Annotated in this window: 15 protein-coding genes; 5 read left to right on the top strand and 10 right to left on the bottom strand. The window is 44.5% G+C overall.

The window, feature by feature from the left end; translation table 11 throughout:
* Window positions 1-117 precede the first annotated feature (117 nt).
* The 6 genes from purD to prmA all read right to left on the bottom strand — a co-directional run bounded on the left by purD (window position 118) and on the right by prmA (window position 6312).
* On the bottom strand, window positions 118-1407 hold the full coding sequence (gene purD / locus TQ33_RS10675) for a phosphoribosylamine--glycine ligase (RefSeq protein ID WP_046562025.1): 1290 nt from the start codon (window positions 1405-1407) through the stop codon (window positions 118-120).
* Between the two features lie 18 nt (window positions 1408-1425).
* Window positions 1426-2991, bottom strand: a complete 1566-nt coding sequence (gene purH / locus TQ33_RS10670; protein WP_046562024.1) for a bifunctional phosphoribosylaminoimidazolecarboxamide formyltransferase/IMP cyclohydrolase — start codon at window positions 2989-2991, stop codon at window positions 1426-1428.
* 74 nt (window positions 2992-3065) lie between these two features.
* Entirely contained in the window at window positions 3066-3377 is a 312-nt protein-coding gene (gene fis, locus TQ33_RS10665) for a DNA-binding transcriptional regulator Fis (protein ID WP_046562023.1), read from the bottom strand.
* On the bottom strand, window positions 3374-4354 hold the full coding sequence (gene dusB, locus TQ33_RS10660; RefSeq protein WP_046562022.1) for a tRNA dihydrouridine synthase DusB: 981 nt from the start codon (window positions 4352-4354) through the stop codon (window positions 3374-3376). Before dusB ends, fis begins: the two co-directional genes overlap by 4 nt.
* A 234-nt stretch (window positions 4355-4588) precedes the next feature.
* Window positions 4589-5356 carry a zinc-ribbon and DUF3426 domain-containing protein gene (locus tag TQ33_RS10655; protein WP_046562021.1) on the bottom strand — a complete coding sequence of 256 codons (768 nt, stop codon included), beginning with the start codon at window positions 5354-5356 and terminating at the stop codon, window positions 4589-4591.
* A gap of 65 nt (window positions 5357-5421) precedes the next feature.
* Window positions 5422-6312, bottom strand: a complete 891-nt coding sequence (prmA, locus tag TQ33_RS10650; protein ID WP_046562020.1) for a 50S ribosomal protein L11 methyltransferase — start codon at window positions 6310-6312, stop codon at window positions 5422-5424.
* A 372-nt stretch (window positions 6313-6684) separates the two neighbouring features.
* Here prmA and TQ33_RS10645 point away from each other — a divergent pair, with 372 nt between their 5' ends.
* Window positions 6685-7080 (top strand): hypothetical protein, encoded by a 396-nt coding sequence (locus TQ33_RS10645; RefSeq protein ID WP_046562019.1) that lies wholly within the window; start codon window positions 6685-6687, stop codon window positions 7078-7080.
* 49 nt (window positions 7081-7129) lie between these two features.
* Here TQ33_RS10645 and accC read toward each other — a convergent pair whose 3' ends face one another.
* From accC to aroQ, 3 genes are read right to left on the bottom strand one after another with little or no spacing between them, the layout of a single operon-like run.
* The gene (gene accC, locus TQ33_RS10640) at window positions 7130-8479 is read right to left on the bottom strand and encodes an acetyl-CoA carboxylase biotin carboxylase subunit (RefSeq protein ID WP_046562018.1); all 1350 of its coding nucleotides are present in this window, start codon (window positions 8477-8479) and stop codon (window positions 7130-7132) included.
* Window positions 8480-8504: 25 nt separating this feature from the next.
* The gene (gene accB / locus TQ33_RS10635) at window positions 8505-8963 is read right to left on the bottom strand and encodes an acetyl-CoA carboxylase biotin carboxyl carrier protein (RefSeq protein ID WP_046562017.1); all 459 of its coding nucleotides are present in this window, start codon (window positions 8961-8963) and stop codon (window positions 8505-8507) included.
* Between the two features lie 9 nt (window positions 8964-8972).
* On the bottom strand, window positions 8973-9419 hold the full coding sequence (gene aroQ / locus TQ33_RS10630; protein ID WP_046562475.1) for a type II 3-dehydroquinate dehydratase: 447 nt from the start codon (window positions 9417-9419) through the stop codon (window positions 8973-8975).
* Window positions 9420-9753: 334 nt separating this feature from the next.
* Between aroQ and TQ33_RS10625 the strand changes: the two genes are divergently transcribed.
* The 4 genes from TQ33_RS10625 (at window position 9754) to TQ33_RS10610 (ending at window position 15843) form a co-directional block, all read left to right on the top strand.
* Window positions 9754-10467 carry a response regulator transcription factor gene (locus TQ33_RS10625; RefSeq protein WP_046562016.1) on the top strand — a complete coding sequence of 238 codons (714 nt, stop codon included), beginning with the start codon at window positions 9754-9756 and terminating at the stop codon, window positions 10465-10467.
* A 64-nt stretch (window positions 10468-10531) separates the two neighbouring features.
* Window positions 10532-12175 (top strand): FecR family protein, encoded by a 1644-nt coding sequence (locus tag TQ33_RS10620; protein WP_046562015.1) that lies wholly within the window; start codon window positions 10532-10534, stop codon window positions 12173-12175.
* 8 nt (window positions 12176-12183) lie between these two features.
* Window positions 12184-14712, top strand: coding sequence for a CHASE2 domain-containing protein (locus tag TQ33_RS10615; protein ID WP_046562014.1), 2529 nt, complete (start codon window positions 12184-12186; stop codon window positions 14710-14712).
* A 114-nt stretch (window positions 14713-14826) separates the two neighbouring features.
* A complete protein-coding gene (locus tag TQ33_RS10610) occupies window positions 14827-15843 on the top strand; it encodes a DMT family transporter (protein WP_046562013.1) in 1017 nt (338 codons plus the stop codon).
* 98 nt (window positions 15844-15941) lie between these two features.
* Here TQ33_RS10610 and TQ33_RS10605 read toward each other — a convergent pair whose 3' ends face one another.
* Window positions 15942-17795 carry a protein-disulfide reductase DsbD gene (locus TQ33_RS10605; protein ID WP_228640165.1) on the bottom strand — a complete coding sequence of 618 codons (1854 nt, stop codon included), beginning with the start codon at window positions 17793-17795 and terminating at the stop codon, window positions 15942-15944.
* Between the last annotated feature and the right edge of the window lie 84 nt (window positions 17796-17879).

Raw genomic sequence — 17879 nt, 5'->3', positions numbered from 1 at the left:
CATGGTCAGTGTAGCGAGTTAGACTGAATCTATAATGAATCGTTTCAAGAAACCCTGAGATAAAAAGAGTGGGCAATAAAAAAGGCGCCGAAGCGCCTTTAGTAAACTCATAGAGATTTATTGTTCACGAGCAATCGCTCGGTGACCAATGTCAGTACGATAATACACTTTGTCCCAAGTGATTTTATCAACTGCTTGGTAAGCTTTTGCTTGCGCTTCGGTCACGCTATCTCCTAGTGCAACAACACACAATACGCGTCCACCGCTAGTGACGATATTACCATCTTTTTCAGCAGTACCTGCGTGGAAAACTTTGCCGATAGTATTGATATCATTGACTGCATCTAAGCCAGAAATAACATCGCCTTTTGGATAGCTTTCAGGATAACCACCAGCTGCCATCACCACACCAATCGCAGCGCGAGGGTCCCAGTCTGCAGTAGCCGTATCTAACTTGCCATCGATAGCTGTTAGACATAGTTCAACCAGATCTGAGTTTAGACGGCTCATAATGGGTTGCGTTTCTGGATCACCAAAGCGGCAGTTGTACTCAAGTACTTTAGGCACGCCATCAGAATCGATCATGACGCCAGCATAAAGGAAGCCTGTGTACGGATGACCTTCAGCAGCCATGCCTTCAACCGTTGGAACAATCACTTGCTCCATGATGCGGTCGTGCATCTCAGCAGTAACCACTGGCGCTGGAGAGTAAGCACCCATGCCACCGGTATTCGGGCCTTTATCGCCATTATCGCGAGCTTTGTGATCTTGCGATGATGCCAGCGGCAAGATGTTTTTGCCGTCGACCATAACGATGAAGCTGGCTTCTTCGCCCTGTAGAAACTCTTCGATTACCACACGGTGACCGGCATCGCCAAACTTGTTGCCAGCCAACATGTCATCAATCGCTGCGTCGGCTTCGGCTTCAGTCTGTGCAATGATGACGCCTTTGCCAGCAGCTAAACCGTCAGCTTTAATCACAATCGGCGTTCCCATGTCGCGAACATAAGCCTTTGCTGGCTCAATATCCGTGAAATTTTGATACGCCGCTGTTGGTATTTTATGACGCGCTAAGAAGTCTTTGGTGAAAGCTTTAGAACCTTCAAGTTGTGCTGCGCCTTTGGTTGGGCCAAAGCACTTCAGACCAGCGTTTGTGAACGAATCCACGACGCCGATAACGAGTGGCGCTTCAGGACCCACAATCGTTAGCTCGACGTTATTGTCTTTGGCGAAAGCGACTAGTTCATCGACAGCTTCAACGCCGATAGAGACGTTCTCAACCTTAGCTTCAAGTGCCGAACCAGCGTTTCCTGGCGCTACAAATACTTTCTCAACGTTATCCGATTGAGCCGCTTTCCACGCTAATGCATGTTCACGACCGCCGCTACCGATAATTAATACGTTCATATTCGGAACCCTCAACGATTAGTGACGGAAATGGCGCATGCCAGTGAAGACCATCGCCATATCGTTTTCGTTAGCTGCTTCAATAACTTCGTCATCGCGAATGGAGCCACCTGGCTGAATGACTGCGGTGATTCCTGCCTCAGCAGCAGCGTCAATACCGTCGCGGAACGGGAAGAAAGCGTCGGAGGACATGACCGAACCACGTACTTCCAAGTTCTCGTCAGCGGCTTTAATGCCTGCAATTTTTGCACTGTAAACACGGCTCATTTGGCCTGCGCCAACACCGATAGTTTGGCCATTTTTGCAGTAAACAATCGCGTTGGATTTGACGAACTTCGCCACTTTCCAGCTGAACAATAAGTCGCGCATCTCTTCTTCAGTCGGCTGACGTTTAGTCACGATACGCAAATCGTCTTCAAATACCATGCCTAAGTCACGGTCTTGAATTAATAAGCCACCGTTAACGCGTTTGTAGTCATAAGCTGGAACGGCTTGTTCCCACTGACCACACTCAAGTAAACGGACATTTTTCTTTTCAGCAACAATAGATTTTGCTGCATCATTAATGCTTGGTGCGATAATCACTTCAACGAACTGACGATCGACAATGGCTTTCGCTGTTTCAGCGTCAAGTTCACGGTTGAAAGCAATAATGCCACCGAAAGCAGACGTTGGGTCCGTTGCAAACGCTAAATCGTAAGCTTGACCGATAGTGTCCGCAATCGCTACGCCACAAGGGTTCGCATGCTTTACGATAACGCAAGCTGGTTGTTCGAAGCTTTTAACGCATTCAAGGGCCGAGTCTGTGTCAGCAATATTGTTGTAAGACAATTCTTTGCCTTGTAACTGTTTTGCTGTTGAAACGCTGGCTTCTTGAGGGGTGTGCTCAACATAAAAGGCTGAGTTTTGATGTGGGTTTTCGCCATAACGCATATCTTGTGCTTTTTTGTATTGCACAGAGTAAGTTGGTGGAAAGTCACTATCAACTTCAGCGGCTTGAACGCCTAAATAGTTGGAGATTGCTGCATCGTAGCGTGCAGTATGAGCAAAAGCTTTCGCCGCTAAGCGGAAGCGAGTCTCTTTATTGACGGCACCTTTTTCTTCGATTTGAGCTGCCACCAAGTCAAAATCTTCGTTTTCAACGACGATAGTAACGTCTTGGTGGTTTTTAGCTGCTGAACGAACCATTGTTGGACCACCGATATCAATGTTCTCTATCGCGTCTTCGAGCGTAGAGTCGCTTTTAGATATGGTGCTTTCAAATGGGTACAGGTTCACCACGACCATATCGATACCAATAATGCCGTGTTCTGTCATGACCTCATCATCCATGCCACGACGGCCTAAAATGGCGCCATGTACTTTTGGATGAAGAGTTTTAACGCGGCCATCCATCATTTCAGGAAAGCCGGTGTAATCAGCAACGTCAGTCACTGTAATATCATTGTCGCGTAAAAGTTTTGCAGTGCCGCCCGTTGAAAGAATTTCAACGCCTTTATTAGCAAGGATTTTGGCGAATTCAACTACTCCAGTTTTATCAGAAACGCTGATCAGGGCACGTTTCACCGGACGATAGTTTGACATGTTGTAGCTCCTTAAAAATTAAGGGTTCTGCCTGCAGTTACAGACTCAAGAACCCTTATTTTAATTGGTCGATTTTACAGTAAGTTGTAACGCTTTAACTTTTTACGCAAAGTACCACGGTTTAAACCTAATACTTTGGCTGCCTTTGTTTGGTTGTTACGAGTGTGCTCCATGATGGCGCGCAGAAGAGGCTCTTCAACTTGTGATAAAACCAAGTCATAAACATCGTTTAAAGGCTGTCCCTGCATTTGCTTGAGGTACTGTTGCATAGAAATGGCAACGTGCTCACGCAATGTTGGGTTAGATTGGAAGCTTACAGAGTCGCTTGGCGTTCCTTGGTTAAGAGACGCTGTTTGGTTGTTTGTTGTCGTATCAAAAATTGTCATGCTGCTTTAGCCTGTTGCTTTTGTTCAAAATAAAGGTTTAAAACGTCTATCTGCTCAGCACCATCATCAATACGATTGAAGGTACTGCGGAATTCTTTGCTGTCAGCTTGTTCTTGCAAGTACCAAGAAACATGCTTACGAGCAATTTTAGGTCCCATATGATCACCATAAAACTGATGAAGGCCAGCGACGTGACGAATCATCACGCTTCGAACTTCCTCAATACTAGGTGCCTCTAGGAACTCTCCTGTCTGCAAATAGTGCCAAATTTCACGGAATATCCAGGGATTCCCCTGTGCCCCCCGACCAACCATCAAAGCATCCGCACCGGTATACTCCAGTACAAACTTAGCTTTTTCAGGATTGGTGATATCGCCATTCGCAATCACAGGGATATCAATCGCCTGCTTGATTGCTGCAATGGTGTCGTATTCTGCAAAGCCCTGATACTTACAAGCACGAGTTCGGCCATGTACGGCCAAGGCTTGAATGCCATTATCTTGCGCAATTTTCGCAATATCGACACCGTTGCGATTATCAGGATTCCAACCTGTTCTTATTTTTAGAGTCACTGGCACATCCACTGCGTTGACCACGGCCTTAATAATGTCTTCTACTAAGTCCGGATACTGCAGTAGTGCAGAGCCAGCGGCTTTTTTACAAACTTTTTTTGCCGGGCAACCCATGTTGATATCGATGATCTCTGCACCATTCTCAACATTGTGCTGGGCGGCTTGAGCCATCATCTCAGGTTCTGCCCCTGCAATTTGAACCGAACGAATACCAGGCTCACCCGTATGATCACTACGCATCAGGCTTTTCTTGGTATTCCATAGCTTTGGATTTGAGGCAATCATTTCGGAAACCGTCATACCGGCTCCTAATTCTTTGCACAATAATCGGAACGGACGATCAGTAACACCTGCCATTGGGGCAAGTATTAAAGGGTTATCGAGTTCGTATTGAGCAATTCGCATGATTCCGACCGCTTCCTAATGGTATGAGCAAAACTTCTCTGTTCAATTGCTCAAGGTTAAGAGCAATCACGACGCAGTCATGCCAGACGCTTAGGATTTACACTGCAGGTTCAAATTTAAGGTCGCCGATCATACACTTTTTCAAAGCGGTTTTGAACGAAAATTGTTTAAAAAATCATCAATATTTTGCTTGACAATCGAACAGCGATAACTAAAGCACTGAATATATAAGGCTTATTTCACAAGCTCTACTTGATAGCCGCTATAGTCACTGATTTCATTGGTGAAAGTGAACGCTATGTGGACTGATTGGTTGGGCTTTATCAGGTCGTTATGATTGAGCTCCGGTAAATAGTGCTGAGGCTTATAGGTTGGGCTCGGGAATTGGTTGCCCTTGATATCACTGAGAATAACACGCACTTTAGGATAAGGTTGAGCGAAGTTAGCGACATTTTTTAGCACCATGCTGACTTCTTTTTGTCCACTGCGAGTAATATTGACTTCAATCGCATTAACTCGGTATTGGGCAATATCTTGGCGGGGAGCTAACTGACAACCAAAAATAGAACAGGAAAACTGGTACATTGGGCGCCAGCTAGGATCCTGTGCTAGGGCATTTTTGTTGGGCCACAAATAGAAAAACCAAATCGCAAGATAAATCAAGATTAGCCCGGATAGGCTATAAAACATCCACTTCAGTGTTGAGGAGTCACTGTTCACCTCAGGCTCGTCGTCAACGTCTAATTGGTAATGTTCGGATTTGTCGATTTCTGTGAGCTCTGGAATGGACTTTGAAACAACCTGCTCTTCAGCTTCCTCTATGGTGTCAGACATCTGAGCTTTTTGGCTTTCTTTATCAAGTGACACCAGTGAGTCCGTGGCCAAAAATAACGAATGGCAATTGCCACAACGCACGTGCCCGGAGGCAACTTCTAGATGCTCTCGACGTAGCTTAAACACTGACTTACAGTGTGGGCAATTGGTTAAAAAGGTTTCACTCATAATGCGTCATTCAATCATCAAGCCAATATTAGGGCATGTGTTAGGGCGTTTTATTATATCGATGCTTATAAAGATCGTTTTTGTCCAGAAAGCCGAGCCCAATCTTCTTCTAGCCCCACGGGGTCCATGCTAAACCATTGACTATAAAGTTGTTTTAATTCTTCTGCCTGACTTTCGAGCAGTCCCGATAATACCAGATTTCCGCCGCTTTGCACTGAGTTTGCGATGGATTCTGCCAACTGGCGCAAGGGTTCCGCTAAAATATTAGCAACTAAGATGTCCGCTTGAGGCAGCTCGACTTGATCCGGTAAACCTAAAACCAGTCTGTTGCTTTGAATCTTGTTTCGCTCAAGGTTTTGCTTGGTCGCTTCAATAGCTTGTGGATCGATATCCACCGCATACACTCTTTCCGCGCCTAGAAACAGTGCCGCGATGGCCAAAATGCCTGAGCCACAACCATAGTCGATGACGGTTTTACCGGTTAAGTCGGCGCCGTCTAGCCATTGCAAACACAAAGATGTTGTCGGGTGGGTTCCCGTACCAAAAGCTAAGCCCGGATCCAGTTTAATATTGACCGCATTCGGTTCAGGCGCTTCGCACCAACTCGGCACGATCCAGACACGTTCGCCAAACTGCATCGGTTTAAAGTTATCCATCCAGCTTCGCTCCCAATCTTGGTCGCGAATGATTTCCCACTCGTAACTATCGCCAAAGTGCTGATAAAAGTCGCTATCTTTGAGCAAGCTATCCATCATTGACGTATTTGTCTCTGCGTCAAAGAGCGCTAACACGATCAAATGTTCCCACAAAGGTGTCTCACCTGGTAAAGGCTCCAAAATTGGCTTGTCTTCGGCATCAAGAAAGGTCACCGCAAGCGCTCCAAGCTCCATTAAATGGTCGCTTAAGCTATCAGCATCGGAGTGTTTATAGTCGAATTTGAGTTGGATCCAAGCCATGGGAATCTTAAGGTTTTGCAATTTGGGGGTATTATAAGGGGAAAGACAGGAATCTACTAATCGGGATATTTCTTTGGCTACATGTTTCGCTTATCTGCGAGTTACTTTTCTTACGTGCCTAAGAAAAGTAACCAAAAGAAGGGCACCCCAAGATTGAGACCTCGCTTTGCTCGGTTTCCTTCAAAGTAACCAAGTCACTTAACGTACCGTGACATACATTCCATCCATGGCTTGTATGCCACTATTCAAAACGTCCTGTTTTGAATTACTATGACTTGCTCACTCTTCAGCTCAATCTTATGGAATATATGGTGCTATGCTGTTAGCTTGGTAAATAGAGGTACTTGCTAACTAGAGATGGGGTACATAGAGATGAATAAACCACCAACAGATTTAAAATTATTAAAAACAATATATAAGAATTACTATGATGAGTTTATTAAGTATGAAAAGGATAAGTCATCTAGAGCTTCGTGGAACTATATACCAATTGATATTAATTTATTAGCAAATGAGTTAAAGACAGATCCAGACCTTTTATTTGGGCGTTTATATTATTACTTAGATAAAAAATATAAGTATAAACAAGATGATGGAAGTAGTGTTTACCTTTTCACGAAAAAGGTAGGTGAGGACTGCAATGCTATAAACTTTACGATGTTGGTCGGTGTTCTAGCTGACCTTCAACAAAGCCACTTTAGGTTTTTGTTGCCAATGATTTTGTCAACAATCGCTATAACAACTTCAATAATAAGTTTGGTTTCTTAGATGGAAAAAAAGCCGGCGGATGCCGGCTTTTTTATTACTTATTAAGACATTAGTCTTTTTCTGCGAACATTTGACGTTCCAAATAATGGATGTTGGTTCCACCTTTTTGGAAGTTGGCGTCGGCTAGAATACGTTTTTGTAGCGGTATGTTGGTTTTAATACCGTCAATAACGATTTCTTCAAGGGCCATTTGCATACGCTGAATCGCGACTTCACGAGTTTCGCCATAAGTAATCAATTTACCGATCATTGAGTCGTAGTAAGGTGGTACTTTGTACGACGCGTAAATGTGCGAGTCGATACGGATACCTGGGCCACCTGGAGCGTGGAAACGCTTGATCACGCCTGGAGATGGGATGAAGGTATCGGGATCTTCGGCGTTAATACGGCACTCAATCGCGTGGCCTTTAAGCTGGATGTCTTCTTGCTTAAAGGAAAGCGGTTGATTGCTGGCGATGCGTAGCTGTTCTTTGATGATATCAACACCAGAGATGAGCTCAGACACTGGGTGCTCTACCTGAACACGGGTGTTCATTTCGATAAAGTAGAATTCACCTTTCTCGTATAGGAACTCAAAAGTACCTGCGCCTCGATAGCCCAGTTGCTTACAGGCTTGAACACAACGCTCACCAATATGCTTACGCATTTGGTCGGTAATGCCTGGAGCTGGTGCTTCTTCCACCACTTTCTGGTGACGACGTTGCATCGAGCAATCACGTTCACCTAAGTGAATCGCGTTACCATGGCCATCGGCAAGCACTTGGATCTCGACGTGACGCGGTGTTTCAAGGAATTTCTCCATGTAAACCATGTCGTTGCCGAACACCGAGCCTGCTTCTGACTTGGTTAACGAGATAGCTTTAAGCAACTCTTCTTCTTTGTGCACAACACGCATACCACGACCACCGCCGCCGCCGGCAGCTTTAATGATGACCGGATAACCGATGCGCTTGCCCATTGCTAGGTTTTCTTTCTCATTGTCGCCAAGGGGACCATCAGAACCCGGTACGCATGGGACGCCTGCTTTTTTCATGGCAGCAATGGCTGATACTTTATCGCCCATCAAGTTGATAACGTCTGCGCTTGGGCCGATGAAAGTGAAACCGCTTTTTTCAACTTGTTCAGCAAAGTCAGCATTTTCAGCCAAAAAGCCGTAACCTGGGTGAATACCCACGGCATCAGTAATTTCGGCAGCAGAGATAATCGCTGGAATATTGAGATAGCTTTCAGTCGCTGAAGCTGGGCCAATACAGACTGATTCGTCCGCTAAGCGAACGTGCATCAAGTCTGCGTCAGCAGTCGAGTGAACTGCAACAGTTTTGATTCCCAACTCACGACAGGCTCGCAATATGCGCAAGGCGATCTCGCCACGGTTGGCTATGACCACTTTTTCTAACATAACTATTTCCTACTCGTTAGGGAGTTTACTCAATGATGAACATTGGCTCGTCGTATTCGACAGGCTCGCCATTAGAAAGCAGAATCGCTTTAACCGTACCTGAAACATCAGCTTCAATTTGGTTCATCATTTTCATGGCTTCAACGATACATAAAACGTCACCAGCTTTAACTTGCTGACCAACTTCCACGAAGTCTTTAGCGCCTGGAGATGGTGCCGCGTAGTAAGTACCTACCATCGGTGAACGAACCTGATGGCCGCTGACTTCTTCTTTAGTTGGCGCAGAATCCGCAGCCGGAGCAGCCGCTTGTGGTGCTGGTGCTACTTGTGGTTGCGGTGCCGCAGCGTATTGAACAGGAGCGGGAGCAGGAGCTGTTGAAGAGCGAGAAATACGTACCGACTCTTCGCCTTCTTGGATTTCAAGTTCAGCAACGCCTGACTCTTCTACCAACTCGATCAATTTTTTAATTTTGCGTAAATCCATAATCTCTACCTACGTTTTCTTGGTGATGGTTTTAATTGCAGCATCGAGAGCATATCGATAACTATCAGCGCCAAAACCAGCGACCACAGCTTCAGCAATATCACTGAAGTAAGAGTGGTGACGAAAAGGCTCTCGGCGATGTGGGTTCGATAAATGCACTTCGATAAAAGGAATCTCAACGGCTAACAAGGCATCACGCATGGCGACGCTAGTATGGGTATAAGCCGCTGGGTTAATAACAATTAATGACACTTTATTGGCTTTTGCTTGCTGAATGGCGTTTACTAACTCTGACTCTGAGTTACTTTGAAACGTTTCTAACTCAAAATCGGCATTATTAACCTGTTTTTTTGCAGCACTATTAATGGCATCTAAGCTTAAATCGCCGTAAATGTCAGTTTCACGCTGGCCCAAAAGGTTAAGGTTAGGGCCGTGTAGGAGTAGTATTTTTGCCATAATAGTCATTAAATGCTGTTAAAAGATGATAAAGTTCAGCAAAAAGCATTAAGTTGTAATTTTTACTGCGCTCATCTCTAAAAAACATCCCCGAGGGGGCGTTTTTTAATGTTCGCGCATTTTACAGTAAGTTACCAACAAATAACTACTTTTTGCAAGCCTGGTCGGACTTGATCGTCATTTTTTTGATGAGAACCTTAAATGTACATAGTGGCATTTTACATTTCTTTAAAATCTGATAGCTTTAGAGAAGGTAGTATATACGGGCTTAATAGATTGGAGCTAACGGCTTTCGATAGTTCGAATAATAATAAATTATTGGAAAGGAGACATCATGTCCCAAGATTTAAAGCTGCTTTATCTTGAAGATGATCAAACCCAAGCAGACGCATTACTCGCAATTTTACAAGATTCTGGTTACGAATGTACCCATTGCCAAAACGCAGAGTCCTTTTTAGAAGTATTAAAAACGGATGATTTTGATTTGCTCATATTAGATTGGGAGCTCCCGGATATGTCGGGTATTGAGGCTCTTGAGCGTGTTCGTTCATTTATGGATTGGCGCGGACCTGTCCTATTTGTGACCAATAGAGATGCGGAACAAGATATCGTTGCAGCACTAGAAAAAGGTGCTGACGACTACATGATCAAACCTTTTAGACGTTCTGAGCTATTGGCTCGACTTAGTGCTTTGGTTCGTCGTGCAGGTTTGCTCGATGACAATGACCAAGTTGAAGTGGGTCCTTTTACGGTAGATCAGCAACATCGAAGAATTCTGGTCGATGGCGAACCTGCGACTTTGACCACTAAGGAATATGAGTTAGCGATCATTTTGTTTAAAAATGTGGGGCGCTTATTCTCGAGAAAATATCTGTTGAAGCATATTTGGGGTATTGAGTCGGAAATTAGTACGCGTACAGTGGATGCACATGTCAGTTCACTGCGCCGCAAGTTAAATATTCGTGCTGAAAGTGGTTACCGAATTAAAACGGTTTACCAACATGGCTATCGTTTGGAAGAGCTTATCGATACAGACGCTGTTGTATAAAGAGTTGTATTGACGGTTCAGAGAGTCCCTCTGAGCACTTCTTTTTTCTTATGAGGATGATTTGATGAAGCCTTTGCGCTCCCTGTCGTTTTATTGTGTGGCTTTTTTGATGGTGATGCTAGTGACTCCACAGTCGCTGGCTGAAGACTGGCTGTATACGGTTCGTAAAGGCGATACAATTTGGGGTTTGTCCCATAAATATTTGAAAGATCCTTTAAAATTTCAAGAAATACAGAAGTACAACGGTGTTGAGTTTGATCGCCGAGTCCCGCCAGGTGTGACGTTAAAATTTCCAATGGAATTTCTTAAGTTTGCACCAACAGAGGTTGAGGTGTCGACAATTAATGGTACTGCGCACTTTGTCCGCAGAGGGATCAAGCAACAGCTGAGCCTTGAGCATAGTCTCGTGTTAGACGATATTTTGATGACTGAAAAGGATTCTAGCGTCGCTTTGTCGTTTGCGGACGGTTCTGAATTATTGCTCGGAGAAAATTCTGAATTAGTGTTTGATGTTCAGACGAAGTGGGGCGAAACCGGTATGGTTGATAGTCGCATGCGTTTGATGAAAGGTTCGGCGGAAGGTCGAGTTAAGCCGCTAATCGGTCCGGGAGCTAACTTTGAAGTGCAGACGCCTTCAGCGGTAGCGACTGTTCGCGGTACGGAGTTCCGAGTTCGTGTTGATGAGAATGATTCTGGCGTTGTATTTAATGAAGTGGATGAAGGCACCGTGTCGGTGCAGCTGCATGAGAATAAAGCTTCTGTGAAAGAAGGTTTTGGTCTCAAAACAGCTTCCAATTTACCGTTAGCTGAGCCCAAAGCTCTATTGCCAGCGCCAATCTTTGTTAATCCTCAGTCAAAGTATCCAGGTCATCCTGTGACACTGACATGGCAGTCTATCGATGGTGCTAGAGAGTACTATTTAGAATTATTTGAAGATGCTGCCATGACTAAATTGGTTCATAAAGCTATGGTGGACACCAATCAAGCGCAGTTGCCTGAGGTTGAACTAGGCGACTACAGTGTTCGGGTCCGAGCGGTTGATCGAGATGGTTTGCAGGGCTTGAACAGCTCACGTCGTTTTACGATTTCGCCAGTGCCGTCGAGCCCAGAATTGACACAAGTGTCAACGAAGTATTTAACAGGTGAGCCTATCGGGTTGAAATGGTCAGCTAAAAGTGACGCGACTAAGTATCGTCTATTACTCGCGAAAGATCGTCAGTTCCGTAGCTTAGTTATGGAGCAAGAGTTGGTTGCAACTCAACAGCCGCTATCCGAAGGTTTGCCTGCTGGAACCTATTATTGGAAAGTTGCTGCGGGTAATAACAACGGTTTTGGTTTATTTACGGAGCCATTAAGATTTGATGTTGCGTTGCCAGATGCGCCGATTATGATGCCACTGGAAGATGAGTTAGAGTCTGATCAGACACTAACTTTGAGTTGGAGTCAGGTGCATATGGCGACCAGTTATGAATGGCAAATCAGTTCAGATGCAAACTTTAGTCGCATTGTTGATGAAGGTACGACGGTCGATAATCTTGTTGAGGTCAATGATCTACCAGAACAGCAGCTCTATATTAGAGTTGCAGCGAATGGGCCTTATAACCAAGCCCGTTATTCAAAAACAACGGAAGTAAACGTTATTGAACCAGGAAATGGCAAAACGTCATTTAGTATCGGTTCAGTTCTTTTATTTATTTTGATGTTATAAGGTTTTTTGTGCTTGAGAAGCGTCGGTTTTTCACCAAAGGTGGTATTGTTTTTGCCGCTCTGTTGGCAGTCATTACTTTTGTTCTATCCTACTTTAAGGTTTTCCAGCCTGTAGAGTTATTGGCTTATGATCGAATGCTGAGACTTCAGTCTCCGGATTATTCGGAGACTGTGGTTATCGTCGCCATGGACGAAAAAAGTTTACGCGAGTACGGGCCGTTACCTTGGCCACGAGAATTGCATGCCAAAGCCATCCAAAAGCTGACCGAAGCAAAGGTCAGAGCGATTGGTTACGACGTGTTGTTTAATAAAGAGAAAGACGATGGCGATAAAGCGTTGACCCAAGCCGTCGCCGAAAATGGACGCGTTGTCTTCCCCGTAGTGATTGACGAATTGAAGCAAGATGGGCAGTTAATTGAACTACAACCGTATCCCGAATTATACCAAGCCAGTGCCCAGCTAGGGATGGTTCACTTCGAGCTGGATAGTGATAATATTGCACGCTCTGTGTATTTGAAATCAGGTTTGGGCGAGCCTTATTGGCGGGCATTTGCCGCTGAAGTATTGGATGTTGCAAATGGTGAGGAAACGTACCAATTACCCTTCGATGACTCTCGTGAAAAAAAACCTTCCTTTAATTTGACTAAAATTGAAAAGACACATCATGCACTAATCCCTTTTAAGCAGAACAAAGATTACTTTTCAAAAATTAGTTTTACAGATTTGGTGGAAGGGAAGTTAGAACCCAGCATATTACAGGACAGAGTGGTATTTGTAGGTGTGACTGCGACAGCTGCAAGAAACGCAGACTTTTTGCCAGTGCCTGTGAATCGTGATGGCCAAATTATGTCCGGCGTAGAGATTAATGCCATGCTCTACGATGGATTAAGTAATAATCAATTAATCAGGCCGGTTGATAACCTATTATCGAGTGTTATTTCGGGCATTTTAGTGTTAATTCTATTTATGCTCATTCCGCGCTCGATGCCTCGGCACAATGTGTACCTGGTATTTATTCTCGCATTTACGTTATTGTTCGTGAGCTGGGTGTTGTTGCAAGGAGCCTATCGTTGGTTACCCATGGTGACTCCGGCAGTCGTCATGTTATCCGGCTATTTTCTTTGGGTATGGCGAGCGGTTGTCACTAATATGGCTTTCTTTAGACGTACCGTAAAGCGCCTGCAGACCGAAGCCAGCAATAGTTTTGAGCCTGCAGTACAGGCAACCTTCGAGCAGCACTTTCAGTTCTGGAAGCGACTTAAGTTGATCCGAGGCTGGTCTAATAACGAAAGAGATATCGTCGACTTTCATCGTGGCGTTCCTGTGGAGGTTAATAATAAACCATGGCTGGTTGAGCTAGAAGCTCATAGTGATGAAGAAAAGAAACTGTTTTATAAACTGTATCAACAGTCAACATTAACTGAAGAGGTGGCTGAAGAGAAAGGCAGCGTCATTGAAGATAAGGTCGCGCAGGTACAGATGGCGATCACTAAGATCAACTTTTTACGCCGGTTTGTTGAAAAGACCATGGACAAAATGTCCGATGGGATAATGCTGTTAGATATGTCAGGTATAGTGTTCTACGCTAATTTAGAGGCAAAGAAATACTTAGAGCTGACGGAAGGCGAGGATATTTTCAAAGTTCTGTCGCAGCTTAGTTTGCAATCGAGTACGGACTGGGCGGAAGAAATTAAATCAGTGATGCTGACGGGAATCGGCCGTGAAGTGCAGGCAATCAGCAAAAACAAAAAATATTATAAACTTGGTTTTACCTTGTTAGACAACATTGAAGGCCAGGATTTTATCATCATCAACTTTGTTGATATTACTTCTGTTAAGCGTGAGCAGCAGCGACAGTTAGAAATGATTGACTTTATATCGCATGACCTGCGCTCTCCGATGACCTCTGTATTGGCATTGTTAGGTCAGTACCGGAGCAAAACCAGCAACCTTACGATTGAGGAACTTAATGCTGAGGTGGAGCGCTTGACTCAGTCCAGCTTATCCTTAGCGGAGCACTTTTTAATGTTATCACGGGCTGAAAGTGGTATTGAAATGCCCTTGTATCCTGTTGAACTTCTTAACAGCATCGACAACGCACTAGCTGTCGCTAGGCCTTTAGCGGTAGATAAAAATATAAAGCTAAGGTTTAAGTTTACTGACTATGAGGACACTTGGTTACACGCTAACGAAGATTTGCTTGATAGGGTGATATTAAATTTATTAACCAATGCTATTAAATATTCTCCGGCCGATAGTGTGGTAGATATTAGTTTGGAGGAAAATGAAAAGGGTGTGTGCTTAATGGTAAGGGATCAGGGAGAAGGGATTGATGAAGAACAGATGAAGACGATTTTCAAGCCGTTCTCGAGAATAAGGCGGCATGAACTAGCTAAAATTAAAGGGATTGGTTTGGGTTTACGCTTTGTGAAAGCCGCGATGGAACGTTTTTCTGGTCACGTTTCTGTGGAAAGTGAGGTAGGGAAGGGCTCTTGTTTTATTTTAACTTTTCCTCACTCGGCTGTGGTAGATGATTAAATAATAAAGCATTAGCTAAAGTTATCATCACAATGAAAAAAGATCGTTTTTCTTATCTAAAATAGCCATCTAGAATACCTCCAGTTTATTTATTGACCTCATGGGGGGTGCGGCATGTACAAGAACGTTCAAAAGCATTTGGCAATGATTGGCCTTATCAGTGCTATTGTATTGTGGGCGGCGTCTTTTGTGGCGATGAAGTACGCCATTGAAGAGTTCGGCCCGATCCTTACTGTATTCTTGCGCATGATCTTAGCTGCCGCCGTACTGATATTCTTTTTGCCCCCTATGGCGAAGAAGCAGAAGTATCAAAAAGGTGACTGGTGGTTACTGTTATTATTAGCGCTGTGTGAGCCTTGCCTTTATTTTATTTTTGAAAGTTATGCGCTGACTTATACCACGGCATCTGAAGCTGGCATGATCACTTCTTTGCAGCCGATCATGGTTGCAGTAGCAGCTTATTACCTGCTTAAAGAAAAACTCAACAGCCGCTTAATTGTGGGCTGCTTGATGGCCGTTGTCGGTGTTGTGTGGTTAACGCTGAGTGGCGACAGCAGCGAACATGCTTCTAATCCTATGTTGGGTAATGCGTTAGAGTTTGGCGCAATTACGGCCGCCGCCGCTTATTGTTTATTAGCGCGTAAGTTGTCGCAACGTTATTCACCGGTGTTCTTGACCTTGCTACAAATGATCATGGGAACGATATTCTTTTTACCATTTTTATTAGTACAAGATACGGTTATCCCTACGGACGTTTCAGCGGAAGGCATAATGGCGATTCTCTTCTTAGCGTTTGGGGTCAACATTTTTGCCTTCACTTGTTATAACTTTGCGTTTAAGACCATGCCTGCAAGCAAGGTCGGCAGTATGATGAACTTATTACCGATAGGAACACTATTTTTTGGTTGGTTAATATTGGATGAGCAGTTGAATGGCACTCAATACATAGCCGCAGGTTTGGTGCTTCTGGGGGTGATTTGGTCGCAAACTAAACCTCGAAGCACGGTCTTTGTCGAGCATTATGTGGTGCGAAAATCAATGCGTGAGCGAGCTAAAAATCGTATCTTACGTGGGTTCCGGTTAGGTAAAACTGAACAAAATGTGAAAGAGAAGTCTGGCCCTAAGATATAAGCATAAGCCTTGAGCTTATCGCTCTGAGTTTAAAAAAGCCCTGATTATGTCTGAAAGAGATCGTCAGGGCTTTTTTGTAGGTTAGGCAGTCGAATAATTTATAAATTAAATGCTGCACGCACTCTCTGCTCGAAAGCTCTTGCATCTTCAAAGCCAGTGGCTCGGAAGCTCGGTAACTCCTTACCTTCTTCATCAAAAAACATGATGCTAGGTAAGCCAAGAACGTCGTAAGCTTGAAGTAACTCGATATCGTTGGCGTTATTTTCAGTGACATCGGCTTGTAGTAAAACGGTATTGCTCAATGCTGAAATCACAGTCTTATCAGTAAACACTTTTTCTTCAAACTCGTAACAAGCGGCGCACCACTCAGCGAAGAAGTCCAACATCACGGTTTTACCTTGTGAGTTAGCTTCAGCCACTGCGGCATTCAGTTCCTCTAGAGTTTTAACACGCTGGAAAGTTAAATGCCCAGACTGTTGTACGTCTTTACTGGTAGTCGCGGGTGAGCTAACGGCTGCTGCATGCCCTAAAGGTTGCAGTAAGTTCTTTTGACCTTGAGCGCCGCCGATTAAAAGCAAGACACCGTAAATCATGGTTACTAAGCCAAGTCCTTTGAACAGCTTGCTCCAGCCTTCGCGAGGTAACTGGTTGCTGAATAAGTAATAGCCTGGAACGATGGCTAGGATTCCCCAGCCATACATGTACAAGTAGCTTGGCAGCAGGTGTTTAATCAAGTACAGCGCCACGCCTAGCATGGCCACGCCAAAGGTCGCTTTGATGCCATCCATCCAAGCACCAGCTTTAGGCAATAGCTTACCTCCTGTGACGCCAATGACGATCAGTGGAATACCCATGCCGACACCGAGACCGTACAACGATACAGCACCGAGCAATACATCGCCTGATTGTGCAATGACTAGCAATATAGCGATCAACGGCACCGTCACGCAAGGCGATACTATGAGTGCTGAAATCGCGCCCATGATAGCAGTACCGACGTAACTGCCTTTTTTTTGTTGATTACTACGTTCGCTAAGTTTTGCCTGTAAGCTTGCTGGCAGTTGCAGTTCATAAAAGCCAAACATAGATAATGACAATATAACGAATATAACGGCGGCGGAGATGACTACCGCGGGGTTTTGGAAGTAGCCAGAAATTGACTGGCCCGCTAACGCCACCACAATACCCAAAATGGTGTAAACAATCGCCATAGCTTGGGTATAGGTTAATGACAAGCCGAATGCTTTGCGTGTGGTAATGTCTTTACCTTGCCCCGCGATAATTCCCGAAATGATCGGCATCATCGGGAATACGCATGGGGTAAAGGCCAGTCCAATGCCAAGCAATAAGAAGTAGAAAAAGTTGGAGAACAAGTTGGCGTTAAGCAGTTGATCCGAGTGCTTTTGCTGTTCACTAACGTAACCCGTTGATTTACTCGTACCTGCGGACGCAACAGTTTCTGCGCTTGAGCTGGTCGTGGAGGCGCCTACAGCATGATTGAGCTCAACTTCTGTTGTTGTTGGTGGGTAGCATAACCTGTCTTCTGCACACCCTTGATAATCTACTACGAGGGTAAAGTCTCCATCGGATTGCTTAATTGGTACAGAAGCTTCAAGGAAAGTGTAATGCACTTGTGTCAAACCTAGGTAAGGATCATCTTTTTCTTTACCTTCAGGGATATTGGCATCCCCCAAAACGGCGTCAGGGCTAGATAGCTTGAGACGCTCAGAGTACATATAGTATCCGTCAGCAATCTCGAATTTGACGAGTGCTTTATCATCCACAATATCGACGCTTAGCTTAAACGCTTCGTCGACTTTAAGTAACGCTTCTTGTTCACCCATGATCTCACTAAGATCAATGGTATTGGTCGCTTGAACACTGGCTGAAAAGATCAGGGTGAAAGCTGCGAGTAGCTTAATCAGGTTCTTCATATATCGCATTGTCATCATTGGTTAAAAATCCATCGTATAATACCAGTTTATAGGGCGAAATCTTAAGGTTTACAATGACTTTACAAAAACGGCAACATCACA

Origin of the sequence: Kangiella geojedonensis (assembly GCF_000981765.1) — a bacterium.
Lineage (GTDB): Bacteria > Pseudomonadota > Gammaproteobacteria > Enterobacterales > Kangiellaceae > Kangiella > Kangiella geojedonensis.
The sequence above is the reverse complement of the archived record's forward strand: the minus strand, read 5'-3'. Positions and strand labels throughout refer to the sequence as shown.